Origin of the sequence: Azospirillum sp. B4, assembly GCF_000333275.1 — a bacterium.
GTDB lineage: Bacteria > Pseudomonadota > Alphaproteobacteria > Azospirillales > Azospirillaceae > Nitrospirillum.
This window is the reverse complement of sequence record NZ_BACU01000216.1, coordinates 1-16736: the sequence shown is the minus strand read 5'-3', so window position 1 is coordinate 16736 and position 16736 is coordinate 1. Positions and strand designations below refer to the sequence as shown.

Sequence of the window (16736 nt, the reverse complement as noted above, 5' to 3'; positions counted from 1 at the left end):
CTGCCCCTGCTGCGTTGGCAACATTCCCCGCACCCTGCTGATGGTGCCCACCTGGGCCTACGCCAAGGACAAGGGCGGGGTGAACGTCAACCTGTTCATCGGCAGCCGGATCAACGTGGGCGCTGTCGCCGGCACGGCGGTGGAGATGGTGCAGAAGACCAACTACCCGTGGGAGGGGGCGGTTTCCATCACCGTCAACCCGGCCCAGGCGACCGCCTTCGCCGTGCGCATCCGCGTGCCGGACCGCGCCACCAGCGCGCTCTACACGGCCGTTCCGCCGGTGCGCGGGCTGGAAGGGCTGACGGTGAACGGCAAGGCCGTCCAATACCGCATGAAGAAAGGCTACGCGGTGGTGGAGCGGGAGTGGGCGGCTGGCGACCGGATCGATTTCGTCCTGCCCCTGGCGGTGCAGCGGGTGACGGGCGACGACAAGGTGGAGGCGACGCGGGGCAAGGTCGCCCTGCGCTACGGCCCCCTGGTCTACAATGTGGAAAAGGCGGACCAGCCATCCATCGACCAGCCGCTGGCGGCGACACCGGTGACCGCCGAATGGCGGCCGGATCTGCTGGGCGGTGTGGTTGCCCTGAAGGGCCAATGGCGGGACGGCACGCCCATGCTGGCCATCCCCAACTATGCCCGCATGAACCGACTGCCGGCGGAGGCCGGCGCCGTCGGCGGCACCAATTCCGGCGTCAATTACGCGATCGGCGCGCAGGGCCAGGTCGTCGCGGCCGACGCTTCGGCGGAATCGGAGGGACCGGACCACGGCCATGCCCGGCATTCGCGGGTGTGGATTTCCATGGCGTGACGGATTGGGCAATGGGCGAGGGGTGGGGCGGGCCTTGCGTGGCGCGTAACGTCGCCACCCCCAAAAAGCACCCCTGTCCAAATTCCCAACCGGACGGGAAGGCCCTAGATTAAGGGGCAGATCTTCCTGGAACCTGTGCCCCATGCCGTCCTCCGACACCATCGTCCACCTGCATCTGGTTGAAGATGAGCCCGACATGGCGCGGGAGATTGTGACCAGCCTGGAGGCCCGCGGCTATTCCGTCAGCCATTCCGTCACCGCCGCCGCCGCGTTGGAGATGCTGCGCGCCGACCGTGGCGTGGCGGTGATCATTGTCGACCGCATGCTGCCCGGCGGCATGGATGGGCTGGACCTGGTGCAGGACCTGCGGGACGAGGGCATCACCACCCCCATCCTGGTGCTGAGCGCCCTGGGCTCGGTCGACGACCGGGTGCGGGGCCTAAATGCCGGCGGCGACGACTACCTGACCAAGCCCTTCGCGGTGGCGGAACTGGTGGCCCGTATCGAGGCTCTGCGCCGACGCCCGGCCGACACCCGCGCCACCACCCTGCGGGTCGGGTCGCTGGAGATGGACTTGCTGAACCGCACCGTGCGCCGCGGGGAGAGGGACGTGCCCCTGTTGCCGCGGGAGTTCAAGCTGCTGGAATACCTGATGCGCCGGCCGGACCAGGTGATCACGCCGGCCATGCTGCTGACCGACGTCTGGCATTATCGCTTCGTGCCGCAGACCAACGTGGTCGATGTGCACATGGGCAAGCTTCGGCACAAGGTCGACGGCATGGGCGAACTGCCCATGATCCATCGCGTGCGCGGCGCCGGGTTCATGCTCCGTGCCGCGGACTGATCTCCTCCGCGCGGGCCCCTTCCGCCTGGCGCTGGGCTTCGCCGCCGCGCTGTCGGTCGGCATGCTGCTGATCTTCGGGTTCATCTACTGGCAGACCAGCGAGACCGAAACCCGCCGCATGCAGCACGACCTGGTGCAGGAGGCGGCGCTGGCAGCGCAGACGCGGGACGACGTGCTGCAGTACCAACTGCAGGTCCGCATCATGACGGACTATCACCGCGTCACCGTGGCGGCCTGGTTCAACGCCGACGGCACGCCCCGCTATGGCAACCTCGACCGTCTTCCCCCCGGCCTGCCCGTCGATGACAAGGGCCACCGTCTGACGGTGCGGACCACCGATGCGGACCAGCCCCAGCCCGCCATCCTGGCCGCGGCCCGGCGGCCGGATGGCGGCATCGTCGTCCTGGGCCGCGCCATGGATGAGCTGTTGGCCCTGCAGCGGGCGGTGGCGCGCACCTTGATCGCCGGCTTGCTGCCGGCGCTGGCCCTGGTGCTGGCGTCCGGCGTCTGGGGCGGGGCGCGGGCGCGGCGGCGGGTGCAGACGGTGCAGCAGACCATCGGCCGCATCATGGGGGGCGATCTGCGCGAACGCCTGCCCCTGTCCGGCAGCCGCGACGGCGTGGACCAGCTGTCCGCCCGGGTGAACCAGATGCTGGACCGCATCGTCCACCTGCTGGATGAGATCCGGGCGGTGGGCGACAACATCGCGCACGACCTGCGCACCCCCCTGTCGGTCATGCGCGCCAAGCTGGAGCGGGGGCTGGCCTCCCCGGATGCCGAGGAATTGCGGCGAGGGGCGGAAGCGGCACTGGCCGACCTGGACAAGGCCTTCGGCATGATCACCGCCCTGCTGCGCATCGCCGAGCTGGAGGACAGCCGCCGCCAGGCGGGTTTCATCACCGTGGACCTGGCCGAGGTGGCGGCCGAGGTCTTCGATTTGTACGAGCCCCTGGCCGAGGCGAAGGAAATCACGCTGTCGCGGGAGGATACCGGCCCCCTGTTCGTGGTCGGTGACCGCGACCTGCTGATCGAGGCGGTGGCCAACCTGGTGGACAACGCCGTGAAGTTCACGCCGGAGGGCGGCGCCATCGACATCCGCACCCGCATGGGCGGCCCCGGAGGCGCCGTGCCGGCATTACCTTTGGTGGAGGTGGCCGACACCGGCCCCGGCATTCCGGTGGCGGAGCGCGCGGCCGTGGTCCGCCGCCTGTACCGCCTGGACAAGAGCCGTCACATCCAGGGTAACGGCTTGGGCCTGTCGCTGGTGCAGGCCATCGCGGTCTTGCATGGCTTCCACCTGGTGATCGATGGCGACGAAAGTGGCGCCGTCATCGCCCTTATCTGCGGTGCGGCAGAGACGGAAGCGGCCGGAAGCCCAGCCTTTTAGCCCGCGCGCCTGCTCGATTTAGGGTGGCATTTCGCGGCGCAACCAAAAAAATTATTTAATCCCAATTCGCTGCGACCTCCCCTATTTCCCAAGGTGTTGGGTTTGCCAAAGCCCGCTCTCGAGGGATCACGAGACGTGTTGCACCGCATCATGAATGACCGCAGCGGCCCTTGCGCCGACCGTTCCCGCTCGACGACGGGGGCGCCGTCATGATCGAAATCGTCAAGATCGCGCTGCGCCGGCCCTACACGTTCATCGTGATGGCGATCCTGATCCTGATCTTCGGCGTGTCCTCGGCGGTGAAGACGCCGACCGACATTTTCCCCAACATCGGCATCCCCGTCATCGCCGTGGTGTGGACCTACAACGGCCTGCAGCCCGATGACATGGCCGGCCGCATCATCGGCTACTATGAGCGGTCCCTGACCTCCACCGTGAATGATGTCGAGCACATCGAATCCCAGTCGATGCAGGGCTTCGGCGTGGTCAAGGTGTTCTTCCAGCCTAGCGTCAACATCAACGCCGCCCAGGCGCAGGTGGTGGCCATTTCGCAGACGGTGCTGAAGCAGATGCCGCCGGGTATCAACCCGCCGCAGGTCCTGACCTTCAACGCCGCCAGCGTGCCCATCCTGCAGCTGGCCCTGTCCAGCGACCATCTGTCGGAAACGCGGCTGAACGACATCGCCCAGAACTCCATCCGGCCGCAGCTGGTGACGGTGCCGGGGGCCGTGCTGCCCTCGGTCTATGGCGGCAAGGTGCGCCAGGTGCAGATCGACCTGAACCAGCAGGCCTTGCACGCCTATGGCCTGTCGGCCAACGACGTGGCCGCCGCCCTGTCGGTGCAGAACCTGATCACCCCGGCCGGCACGCAGAAGATAGGCAAGCTGGAATATCCGGTGGACCTGAACGACTCCCCGGTGGACATCAGCACGTTCAACGACTTGCCGATCAAGACGGTGAACGGCGCCGTCGTCTATATGCGGGATGTCGCCAATGTGCACGACGGCAGCCCGCCCCAGACCAACGTCGTGCACGTGGATGGCAAGAAGGCGGTGCTGATGTCCGTGCTGAAGGCCGGCTCCGCCTCTACCCTGGACATCATCGCCGGCGTCTACAAGCGGCTGCCCGACGTGCGCAAGTCCCTGCCCGACGGCGTGACCCTGACCCCCATTGGCGACCAGTCCATCTTCGTGAAGGACGCCGTCAGCGGCGTCATCCGCGAGGGTGTCATCGCCGCCGGGCTGACCGGCCTGCTGATCCTGCTGTTCCTGGGCAGTTGGCGGTCCACCCTCATCATCACCGTGTCCATTCCCCTGGCCATCCTGGCGTCCATCACCACCCTGTCCGTCCTAGGGGAGACCATCAACGTCATGACCCTGGGCGGGCTGGCGCTCGCCGTGGGCATCCTGGTGGATGACGCCACCGTGACCATCGAGAACATCAACTGGCACCTGGAGCACGGCAAGCCTATCGAGACGGCCATCCTGGACGGCGCCAAGCAGATCGTGGTGCCGGCCACCGTGTCCTTGCTGTGCATCTGCATCGCCTTCGTGCCCATGTTCGGCCTCGGCGGGGTCGCCGGCTTCCTGTTCCGCCCCATGGCGGAAGCGGTGGTGTTCGCGCTGATCGCCTCCTACGTGCTGTCGCGCACCCTGGTGCCGACCCTGGCCAACCATCTGCTGCGAAACCAGGCCCATGCCGGCCACGGCCTGCATGCCGACATCCATGGCGCGCCCACGCGCAACCCCTTCGTCAAGTTCCAGCGCGTCTTCGAACGCGGGTTCGAGGCGGTGCGGTCGGTGTACCAGGGGCTGCTGCTTCTGGGTCTGCAAAACCGCCGTTGGCTGATCGGTGGTTTCCTCGTCGTGTCGCTGGGGACGTTCGGGCTGGCGCCTTTCCTGGGCCAAAACTTCTTCCCCGCGGTGGATGGCGGCCAAATCAAGATTCACGTCCGTGGCCGCACCGGCCTGCGCATCGAGGAGATGAGCCGCCTGTGCGACCATGTTGCCGAGGCCATTCGCCATGTGATCCCGCCCAAGGACCTGGACGGGATGGTGGACAACATCGGCCTGCCGGTCAGCGGCATCAACATGGCCTATGGCAACAGCGGCACCATCGGCGTGGAGGATGCCGACATCCTGATCGCGCTGAAGAAGGACCACGCGCCCACCGACGATTATGTCGACGTCCTGCGCCACGACCTGCCGCGCCTGTTCCCCGGCACCACCTTCGCCTTCCTGCCGGCCGACATCACCACCCAGGTGCTGAACTTCGGCCTGCCGGCGCCGCTGGACGTGAAGGTGGTCGGCACCGACCTGACGGCCAACCGCGCCTACGCCAACAAGTTGCTGGCGAAGATCGCCCGCATCCCCGGCGTGGCCGATGCTCGTGTCGAACAGGCCTTCCAGCTGCCGTCGCTGAAGGTGGCGGTGAACCGTTCGCTGGCGGGCCTGGTGGGGCTGACGGAAAAGGATGCCGCCGTCACCATGCTGGACACCCTGGCCGGGAGCACGCAAACCGCGCCGACCTTCTGGCTGAACCACAAGAACAGCATCTCCTACCCCGTGTCCATCCAGACGCCCCAACGGGACATGGATACGCTGGCCGGCCTGCAGACCATGCCGCTGACGCCATCGGCCGCCGGCCGGTCCAGCCAGTTGCTGGGCGGCCTGGCGCAGATCAGCCGGGGAAGGCAGGACGCGGTGGTGACCCACTACAACGTCCGCCCGACCATCGACATCTACGCTACGCCCAAGGACCGCGACCTGGGCGCCATCGCCAGCGACGTGCAGAAGGCGGTCGACAGTATGGCCGCGGACCTGCCGCGCGCCAGCCACGTGGAAATCCAGGGCCAAGTCACCACCATGACCAGCGCCTACCACCAGCTGTTCATCGGCCTGGCCTTCGCCATCGTGCTGATCTACCTGCTGATCGTCGTGAACTTCCAGTCCTGGCTGGACCCCTTCGTCATCGTCATGGCCCTGCCCAGCGCGCTGGCCGGCATCGTCTGGATGCTGTTCGGCACCGCCACCACCCTGTCGGTGCCGGCGCTGACCGGGGCCATCATGTGCATGGGTGTGGCCACGGCCAACAGCATCCTGGTCATCAGCTTCGCCCGGGAACGGCTGGCCGCCGGCGTGGACGCCCTGACGGCCGCGATGGAGGCCGGGCACACCCGCTTCCGTCCCGTGCTGATGACGGCGCTGGCCATGGTCATCGGCATGGCCCCCATGGCCATCGAGCCGGGACAGAACGCGCCCCTGGGCCGCGCCGTCATCGGCGGCCTGGTCTTCGCCACCCTGGCCACCCTGTTCCTGGTGCCGGCGCTGTTCAGCCTGGTGCATGCCCGCGACCATGAACGGGCCCGCGAACCAGGCGGGCACGCCGCCACGCCCGCCACCGTCTGACCCCACCCCCCGGCCTGTTTCCCCTGAGCCGCAGCCGCCGTCCCGGATAGGAGCGACCCGATATGTCCACCGCCCAGATCACCACCCCCAATCCCCGCCGCCTGGCTTTGCTGGGTGGGGCGGCGCTGCTCGTCGCCGGCGCCATCGTCGTTGTCGGCTTGACCGACCGGGCCCGCGCGACGCGTGACCTGGTCCAATGGAACGCCGACCAGGCGGTCCCCACCGTGGCGCTGGCGCCCGTCAGCCGGGGGGCGGCGCAGCAGACGCTGACCCTGCCGGGCACGCTGCAGGCCTACACCCAGGCGCCCATCTACGCCCGGGTCAGCGGCTACCTGAAAAGCTGGGACCAGGACATCGGCGCCAAGGTCAAGGCGGGCGACCTGCTGGGCACCATCGACACCCCCGACCTGGACCAGCAGCTGGAACAGGCCAGGGCGGATCTGGCCAAGGCGCAGGCGACCGCCCAACTGGCCGACCTGACGGCCAAGCGCTGGGCCGCCCTGGTGGCGTCGCAATCGGTGTCGCAGCAGGCGGCGGATGAAAAGGTGGGCGACAGCGCCGCCAAGCGCGCGGCGGTGGAAAGCGCTGCCGCCAATGTCCGCCGGCTGGAGGCGCTGACGGCGTTCAAGCGCATCGTGGCGCCCTTCGATGGCGTGGTCACGGCGCGCACCACCGACGTCGGCGCCCTGATCAACGCCGGTGGCGGAACGGGGCAGGAGCTGTTCCAGGTGTCGGACCTGCACCGCATGCGCCTGTACGTGCAGATCCCGCAGGCCTTCGCCAGCCTGCTGACCCCCGGCATCAAGGCCACCTTCGATCTGCCGCAGTATCCCGGCCGGCATTTCGACGCCACCCTGGTGACCACCGCCAATGCCGTCAGCCAGGCGTCACGCACCATGCTGGTGGAATTGCAGGCCGACAACCCGGACGGGCTGCTGACCCCCGGCACCTTCTCCGAGGTGCATTTCCAGGTGCCCAGCGGCGCCAATATGGTGAAGGTGCCGGCGACCGCCCTGGTCCCCGGCGACACGGGTGCTGAGGTGGCGGTGGTGGGACCGGACGGGAAGGCCCAGCTGAAGGCTGTGACCATCGGCCGCGACCTGGGCGACAGCGTGGAGATCGTGGCGGGCCTGACGCCCACGGACAAGGTCATCGACAATCCGCCCGAGACGCTGGTGTCGGGTGACACGGTCCGCTTGGCCGGGGCGGGTGACGGCGCCGGCAAGGTTGCGGCGGCCTCAGGCACCGCCGCGGGCACCACGGCGAAGGCGGACCGGTAACAGCCATGGCTCTCTCGAAGTCCCTCATGGCCGGTGGCGCGCTGCTGGCGCTGGCGGCCTGCAACCTGGCGCCCGACTATCAACCGCCGCATCTCGACCTGCCGCCCGCCTTCAAGGAGGCCGGGGGCGCGCCCTGGCAGCCGGCCCAGCCGGCGGACCAGGCGGGGCGCGGCCCCTGGTGGACCGCGTTCAACGATCCGGTGCTGAATGGCCTGGAGGGCAGGGTGGAGGCCGCCAATCCCACCCTGGCGGTGGCGCTGGCCCGCTATGACGAGGCGCGGGCGGATGCCGCCGCCGTGTCCGCCGGCCTTCTGCCGCGGGTGGATGGGACCGCCAGCCTCAGCACCAACCGCCAGTCCAAGGACCGGCCGCTGCGCGGCGCCGGCCAGCGCGACGTCTACGGCGCCAACACCCTCGGCGCCTCCGCCTCCTACGAGGTCGACCTGTGGGGCAAGGTGCGTAACGAGGTGGCGGCCGGCCGGGCGGAGGCCCAGGCCAGCGCCGCCGACCTGGCGTCGGTGCGCTTGGGGCTCCAGGCGGAATTGGCCACCGACTATTTCGCCCTGCGCGGCCTGGACGAACGGGCCCACATCCTGGCCGACACGGTCACGGCGTATGAGAAGCAGCTCAGCCTGACCCAGACCCTGTTCCAGGGCCGCATCGTGGCGGGGGTGGACGTGTCGCGGGCGGAAACGCAGCTGGACAGCGCCCGTTCCCAGGTTTCGCAGGTGGCCTCCCAGCGGGCGCAGATGGAACACGCCATCGCCGCCCTGGTGGGCCTGGCACCGGCGGAATTCAGCCTGGCGCCCACGCGCTGGACGCCCGCGCTGCCGGCCGTGCCCACCGGCCTGCCCTCCGCGCTGCTGCAGCGCCGGCCGGACATCGCGGCGGCGGAGCGCGACGTGCGCGCGGCCAACGCCGGCATCGGCGTGGCCCGCGCCGCCTACTATCCCGACCTGTCGCTGTCGGCGGTGGGCGGCTTTCAGGACACGGGCTTCAACATGCTGAAGCTGCCCATGGCCTTCTGGTCGGTGGGCCCGGGCGTGACCCTGCCCCTGTTCGAGGGCGGCCGCCTGGACGCCAACCTGGCCAGGGCCGTTGCCCAGCATGACGAGGCCACCGCCAAGTACCGCCAGACCGTGCTGTCCGCCTTCCGCGAGGTGGAGGACAACCTGGCCGCCATCCGCTGGCTGGGCCAGGCGGCGAAGGACGAGGACGCCGGCACCCTGGCCGCCCAGCGCACCCTGGACATGGCCACCAACCTCTACCGCGACGGCGCCGACAGCTACCTCGAGGTCGTGACCGCCCAGACCGCCCTGCTGGAGGCCCAGCAGAGCAGCCTGGACCTGCACACCCGCCAGGTACAGGCCGACGTGGCCCTGATCCGGGCGCTGGGCGGGGGGTGGGACAAAAGCGCGCTCCCCTCCGATGACGAGTCTAGCACCCTGCCGGAGCGAGCGACCAAGGCCCCCTGACACATACATTTTCAAGGTGTTTATTTAAAGGCCATCCGGCGCCCGACAGGCGCCTGGTGGCCTTACTCATTTGATGCATAAGGATAATCGGTTCGCGAGGTTGCTCCCTACGACAATCACGCGCACCAAATATATGTCAAATCTGCAAATTGACGCATGCCTCAAGGGGTTGTCGCTTGCAGTCTTGTCCGCACCATGGTTGATTGCTCCAACAGACACAACCTTGGCAGGGGTTAAGCTTTGTATTGCAACTGTCAAACACGCCCCCGTCATGGCGTGCATCTCCGGCGGCGGCAAGGAAAACAGCTGCATTTGACCCTGCTGGGGCAGACAGACTACCTCTGCCACACAGTGTGACTGGCACTTGAGCTGCCCCTTCCCAAACGTTCCCTGACTAGAGCCCCTGATTCCGGCAACGCCCGCCTGCTGATGGCGGCGAAGGCCCCAGGCTTGCCCCGATGCTGGCCGGTACCGCCCTGACCTTTCTGGAGACCCCCATGCCCGGCCCTTACGATTTCGCGCCCGAAATTATCGTCAACAGCTATACGGCCAGTGACCAGACGGCGCCGTCAGTGGCGATCCTAGCGGACGGCAGCTATGTGGTGGCATGGCAATCTGCGGGGGAGGACGGTGCCGGCTGGGGCGTTTATGCCCAGCGGTTCACGGCGGGAGGCGGGAAGATCGGTGGCGAGTTCCGGGTGAACACGACCACCACTGGCGATCAGAACGCCCCGACCACGGTGGCGCTGGCCGACGGCGGCTTCGAGATTCTGTGGCAGCAGAACGCTGGCGCGGTTTATGGGCAGCGCTATGACGCCACCGGGAACGCGGTGGGCGGCCAGATCAGCGTTGCCAGCGGAAGCAGACCGGTCGCGACCCTCCTGGCGAACGGCAACCTTCTGGTGGCGTGGGTCTTTTACGATGTGAACACGGGCAACTTCATCAAGGGGCAGATATTCGACGGCAACGGCACGGCCATCACCGGCCAGTTGATGCTGTCGACTTACCTTGGTACCGGCAGCTATGCCCAGGCGGCGTATCCGGCGGTGACGGCGCTGGCGGACGGTGGATTTGTCGCCAGTTGGGACTTTAGCATCGCGCGTTACGGCGAGGACGTGTTCCTGCAGCGGTTTGACGCGACGGGCAAGGCGGTCGGCGGCTACACCGACATTCTGGGCGGGCCGATAGCGGGGGAGCAAATTTATACCTCGATGGCGGGCCTGAAGGACGGCGGTTATGTCGTTGTCTTCGCCAGCACGGGCACGGGGGACACGTCCACGACGCATAACATCCTGCTGCGTCGCTATGCGGCGGATGGCAGCGCGGTTGGTGCCGCCATCCAGGTCAACACCTATACTGCGGACGACCAGACCCTGCCCAAGGTCGTGGCCCTGCCGGATGGGGGGTACCTGGTCACCTGGGCATCGAACGGGGAGGATGGCGATGGCCATGGCATCTACGCCCAGCGCTACAATGCTGGTGGTGCGGTTGTGGGTGGCGAGTTCCGTCTGAACGACACCACCGGCGGCAACCAGACCCAGCCCAGCCTGGCCGTCCAGGCCGATGGCAGCTTCATCGCCGCCTGGGCCAGCCAGACCGCCAACGGCTTCGATATCGTCACCAAGACCTATCCTACGACGGGGCCGGCGGTGCCCTATTACATTCCCGTCCTGGGTACCAGCGGGGATGACGTGCTGACCGCCACGAACGACAAGAGCCGTCTGGCGGGCTATGCCGGCAACGACACGCTGACCGGCGGGGCCGCCGCCGACATCCTGTCGGGCGGCGCCGGCAACGACGTCCTGTTCGGCAAGGGCGGCAACGACACCATGACCGGCGGGATCGGCAACGACCAGTTGGATGGCGGGACCGGTGTCGATTACATGGTTGGCGGCGTCGGCAACGACGTCTATTTCGTGGACGGCAGCGCCGACGTGGTGGTGGAGAACGCGAACGAGGGCACGGACGAGGTGCGGGCCACGGCGGCCAGCTACACCCTCAGCGCCAATGTCGAGAACCTGACCTATATCGGGACCGGCGCTTTCGTCGGCGTCGGCAACACGCTGAACAATGTCATGACCGGCGGGGCCGGCAATGACTCGCTGAGCGCCGGGGCTGGCAACGACACGCTGGACGGCGGCGGTGGCGCCGACACCCTGGTGGGCGGTACCGGCAACGACATCTATTTCGTGGATAGCAGCGCCGATGTGGTGGTGGAGAACGCGAATGAGGGCACGGATGAGGTGCGGGCCACGGCGGCCAGCTACACCCTTAGCGCCAATATCGAGACCTTGACCTATATCGGCACGGGCACTTTCACCGGCACAGGCAACGCCCTGGCCAACACCCTCACCGGTGGCGCCGGCAACGATGTGCTGAGCGGCGGTGATGGCAACGACACCCTGATCGGCGGGGCCGGGGCCGACACGCTGATCGGTGGCACCGGCAACGATATCTTCCGCGTCGACAGCGCCAACGACGTGGTGGTGGAGAACGCGGGCGAAGGTACGGACGAGGTCCAGGCCACGTCGGCCAGCTACACGCTCAGCGCCAACATCGAAAAGCTGACCTACACGGGCAGCGGCACTTTTTATGGCGTGGGCAATAACTTGGCCAACACGCTCACCGGTGGCGCCGGCAGCGACACGCTGGATGGTGGCGCCGGCGCCGACACGTTGATCGGCGGCGCCGGCGACGACGTCTACATCGTGGACAACGCCGGTGATGTGGTGACGGAGGGGAGCAACGCCGGCACGGACGAAGTGCGGACCTCGCTCAACGCCTATGCGCTGGACGCCAACATGGAGAACCTGACGTTCACCGGTACGGGGAACTTCGTCGGCACTGGTAATAACACGCGGCTGAACGTTATCACTGGCGGCGCCGGTGACGATACGCTGGACGGCGGCACTGGCGCTGACACCCTTATCGGTGGCGTTGGCAATGATGTTTACATCGCTGACAACGGCGCCGATGTGGTGATCGAAAACCCGGATGAGGGTGTGGATTTGGTGAAGGTGTCGGCGGCGGGCTACACCTTGGGCGCTAACATCGAAAATATGACCTACACCGGCACGGCGGGTTTCCTGGGCAACGGCAACGAGCTCGATAATGTCATCATCGGTGGCGCCGGCAACGACACGATGGATGGTAAGGCGGGCAACGATATCCTGATCGGCGGTGCCGGCAACGAAATCTATTACGTCGATAGCGTCAACGACGTGATCGTGGAAAATGCGAACGAGGGCACGGACCTGGTGCGTGCCACGTCGGCCAGCTACACCCTTAGCGCCAATATTGAGAACTTGACCTTCTGGGGCACCGGAAACTTCAGGGGTGTCGGCAATGATCTGGCCAATAACCTGACAGGCGGGGCCGGTGATGACGTGCTGGACGGTGGCCTGGGAGCTGACACGCTGAACGGTGGGGCCGGCAATGACACCTATTACATCGACAATGTCGGTGACGTGATCGGCGAGGGGGCCAATGGTGGCACGGACGAGGTGCGAACCACGCTCAACACATACTCGATGCTCGTCAATCTCAATCTTGAGAACCTGGCTTTCCTCGGTACCGGCAACTTTGCCGGCACTGGCAACAACGTGGGCAATAGCCTGACCGGTGGGGCGGGGGACGACACGCTGGATGGTGGCGCTGGGGCCGACACGCTGGTCGGCGGCGCCGGCAATGACACCTACATCGTCGACAATGCCGGCGATCTGGTGGTCGAGGCGGCGGGCGCCGGTGTGGATTTGGTGAAGACGTCGGTGGCGACCTATGCGCTGACTGCCGATGTCGACAACCTGACCTATACCGGCACCCTAGCCTTCACCGGCACGGGCAACGTCCTGGGGAATGTCATCACCAGCGGTGCCGGCAACGACATGCTGAATGGCGGGGCGGGGGCCGACACGCTGGTTGGCGGTGCTGGCAATGACGTCTATTTCGTGGACAACCTCAACGACGTGGTGGTGGAGAACGCGGGCGAGGGCACCGACGAGGTCCGATCCTCCGTGGCCGGCTACGTGTTGAGTGCCAATATCGAGAAGCTGACCTATGTCGGCGCCGACGCTTTCACCGGTACGGGCAACGATGCCGCCAACGTCCTCACCGGCGGGGCGAGCAATGACCTGCTGAATGGAGCGGGCGGCAATGACACCCTGAACGGTGGAGCCGGGGACGACACCCTGATCGGTGGCACTGGCGACGATATCTTCCAGGTCGACAGCGCCAATGATGTGGTGGTGGAGAACCCGGGCGAGGGCACCGATGAGGTTCAGGCCACCTCGGCCGGCTACACGCTGAGCGCCAATGTCGAGAAACTAACCTACACGGGCAGTGGCAATTTCTCCGGTGTCGGTAACGCGCTGGCCAACACCATCACCGGCGGCGGGGGTAATGACACGCTGGACGGTGGCGCCGGGGCGGACACCTTGGTCGGTGGCCTGGGCAACGACATCTATCTGGTTGATGACGCCAATGACGTGGTGACGGAAACGGGCGCCGGCACGGATGAGGTGTGGGCCACCGCCCCCAGCTACGCCCTGAGCGCCAACGTGGAAAACCTGCGCTACGTCGGCACCGGCAATTTCTATGGTACCGGCAACACGCTCAGCAATCTGCTGGTCGGTGGTGTCGGTAACGACACGCTGGACGGTGGTGCCGCCGCCGACACCATGATCGGTGGTGCGGGCAACGACGTCTATGTGGTGAGCACCGCCCTTGACGTGGTCGTCGAGAATGCGGGCGAGGGCACGGATGAGATACAGACCAGCCTGGCGAACTACACGCTGACCAGCGCCAATGTGGAGAACGTGACCTACACCGGCGGGGCCGGCACGGCGGGCTTCTCCGTCATCGGCAACGAGCTGAACAACGTGCTCAGGGGCAATGCCGTGGTCGCCAACAGCATCGCGGGCGGTGCCGGCGACGACACCATGATCGGCGGCTCGGGCAATGACACCTATTTCGCCGACAGCGCCAACGACGTGGTGGTGGAGGCGGCCGGCGGCGGCACGGATGAGGTGAAGGTCACGGCATCCAGCTATGCGCTGGGTGCCAATGTGGAGAACCTGATCTACACGGGCAGCGGCAATTTCTATGGTGTCGGCAACGATCTGGCCAACAGCCTGACGGGTGCCACCGGCAATGACACGCTGGATGGTGGCGCCGGTGCCGACACCATGGGGGCCGGCACCGGTGACGACGTCTATTACGTCGACGATATGGGTGATGTGGTGAAGGAGAACTCGGGCGGTGGCACGGATGAAATCCGGACCTGGTTGACAACCTACACCCTGGTTTCGGCCAATGTTGAAAACCTGACCTTCATCGGCACGGGCAATTTCTCCGGCACGGGCAGCACCCTGAACAATCAACTGACCGGCGGTATGGGGGATGACACGCTGGATGGCGCCGCCGGTGCCGACACCTTGATCGGCGGCGCGGGCAACGACACCTATGTGGTGGACAATACCGGCGACGTGGTGCGGGAAGATGCGGGCGCCGGCACCGACACGGTGCGGACTACATTGGCCAGCTACACGCTGGGAGCCAATCTGGAGAACCTCACCTACGCGGGCACGGTGGCCTTCACCGGCACCGGCAATGAGCTGAACAACATCATCACGGGTGGCGCCACCAATGACACGCTGAATGGCGGAACGGGTAACGACAGCCTGGCCGGTGGGGCCGGGAATGACAGCCTCACCGGTGGTGCGGGCGACGACACCCTGGTGGGCGGCGTGGGTGATGATATCTACGTGGTCGACAGCCTAACCGACGTGGTGGTGGAGAGCGCGGGCGAAGGCACGGATGAAATCCGCACCGCCCTTTCCGACTACACCCTGGCCGCCAATGTGGAAAAGCTCACCTACACAGGTACCGCCGCCTTCCACGGTGTTGGCACCGCCCTGGCCAACACCCTTACCGGTGGCACCGGCAACGACACGCTGGATGGCGGCGCCGGTGTCGACACGCTGGTCGGTGGGGCCGGCGACGACGTCTATCTGGTGGATGACGCCGGTGACGTGGTGACCGAGGGCACCAGCGCCGGCACGGATGAGGTGCGGGCCACCTCGGCCAGCTACACGCTGGGCCAGAATGTCGAGAATCTGACCTTCATCGGTGCGGGCGGCTTCAGTGGCACCGGCAATGGCGTAGCCAACGTGATCACCGGTGGTGCAGGGGACGACACGCTGGACGGTATGGCGGGTGCCGACACGCTGAAGGGTGGGGCTGGCAACGACAGCTATGTGGTGGACAGCCTCAGCGACGTGGTGATCGAAGCCGCCGATGGGGGGGTGGACACGGTGCGCACCGCCTTAGCGAGCTACACCACCCTGGCCGCCGATGTGGAGAACCTGACCTATACGGGCACCGCGGCCTTCACCGGCACGGGTAATGAACTGAACAACGTCATCACGGGCGGCACCGGCAATGACTCCCTGGCGGGCGGGGCGGGCGACGACACCTTGAACGGCGGCGGCGGCAATGACACGTTGCTGGGCGGGGTGGGCAATGACGTCTACCTGGTGGACAGCGCCACCGACGTGGTGACGGAGGCGGCGGGGGCCGGGACGGACGAGGTTCGCACGATGCTGTCCAGCTACACGCTGGGGGCCAATGTGGAGACCCTGACCTACACCGGCACGGGCGCCTTCACCGGGACGGGCAACGCGCTGGCCAACACCATCAGCGGCGGTTCCGGCAATGACGTGCTGGACGGCGGTGCCGGGGCTGACACGCTCATTGGCGGTGCGGGCAACGACACCTATGTGGTGGACAATACCGGCGACGTGGTGACGGAGGCCGCCGGTGCCGGGACGGACGAGGTCCGCACGGGGCTGTCCAGCTACACGCTGGGGGCCAATGTGGAGACCCTGACCTACACCGGCACGGGCGCCTTCGCCGGGACGGGCAACGCCCTGGCCAACACCATCACCGGCGGTTCCGGCAATGACGTGCTGGACGGCGGTGCTGGAGCCGACACGCTGGACGGTGGTGCCGGCAATGACACCTACATCGTGGACGATGGCGGCGACGTGGTGACGGAGGCGGCGGACGCCGGGACGGACGAGGTCCGCACGACGCTGTCCAGCTACACGCTGGGCGCCGATGTTGAGACCCTGACCTACACCGGGTCTGGCGCCTTCACCGGCGCGGGCAACGCGCTGGCCAACACGATCACCGGCGGTTCCGGCAATGACCTGCTGGATGGCGGTGCCGGGGCCGACACGCTAATCGGCGGTGCCGGCAATGACACCTACATCGTGGATGACGCCGGCGATGTGGTGACGGAGACGGCGGGCGCCGGGACGGACGAGGTTCGCACGACGCTGTCCAGCTACACGCTGGGCGCTGATGTTGAGACCCTGACCTACACCGGGTCTGGCGCCTTCACCGGCACGGGCAACGCCCTGGCCAACACCATCACCGGCGGTGCCGGCAATGACCTGCTGGATGGCGGTGCCGGGGCCGACACGCTAATCGGCGGTGCCGGCAATGACACCTACATCGTGGATGACGCTGGCGAT

The 16736-nt window shown here is 67.0% G+C and carries 7 protein-coding genes; all 7 read left to right on the top strand.

What is annotated here, in order from left to right; translation table 11 throughout:
* The first annotated feature begins 40 nt into the window (after positions 1 to 40).
* The gene (locus I55_RS39495) at positions 41 to 808 is read left to right on the top strand and encodes a hypothetical protein (RefSeq protein ID WP_376739186.1); all 768 of its coding nucleotides are present in this window, start codon (positions 41 to 43) and stop codon (positions 806 to 808) included.
* A gap of 142 nt (positions 809 to 950) precedes the next feature.
* Positions 951 to 1652 (top strand): response regulator transcription factor, encoded by a 702-nt coding sequence (locus tag I55_RS09380; RefSeq protein ID WP_044560266.1) that lies wholly within the window; start codon positions 951 to 953, stop codon positions 1650 to 1652.
* A complete protein-coding gene (locus I55_RS09375; RefSeq protein WP_044560265.1) occupies positions 1639 to 3039 on the top strand; it encodes a HAMP domain-containing sensor histidine kinase in 1401 nt (466 codons plus the stop codon). Before I55_RS09380 ends, I55_RS09375 begins: the two co-directional genes overlap by 14 nt.
* A 209-nt stretch (positions 3040 to 3248) precedes the next feature.
* Positions 3249 to 6446 carry an efflux RND transporter permease subunit gene (locus I55_RS09370; RefSeq protein ID WP_044560270.1) on the top strand — a complete coding sequence of 1066 codons (3198 nt, stop codon included), beginning with the start codon at positions 3249 to 3251 and terminating at the stop codon, positions 6444 to 6446.
* Between the two features lie 62 nt (positions 6447 to 6508).
* On the top strand, positions 6509 to 7726 hold the full coding sequence (locus I55_RS09365; RefSeq protein WP_044560264.1) for an efflux RND transporter periplasmic adaptor subunit: 1218 nt from the start codon (positions 6509 to 6511) through the stop codon (positions 7724 to 7726).
* A 5-nt stretch (positions 7727 to 7731) separates the two neighbouring features.
* Positions 7732 to 9201, top strand: a complete 1470-nt coding sequence (locus I55_RS09360) for an efflux transporter outer membrane subunit (RefSeq protein ID WP_044560263.1) — start codon at positions 7732 to 7734, stop codon at positions 9199 to 9201.
* Positions 9202 to 9659: 458 nt separating this feature from the next.
* Positions 9660 to 16736 (top strand): hypothetical protein (locus I55_RS32910; protein WP_049973979.1); only part of this gene is annotated, 7077 nt, incomplete at its 3' end.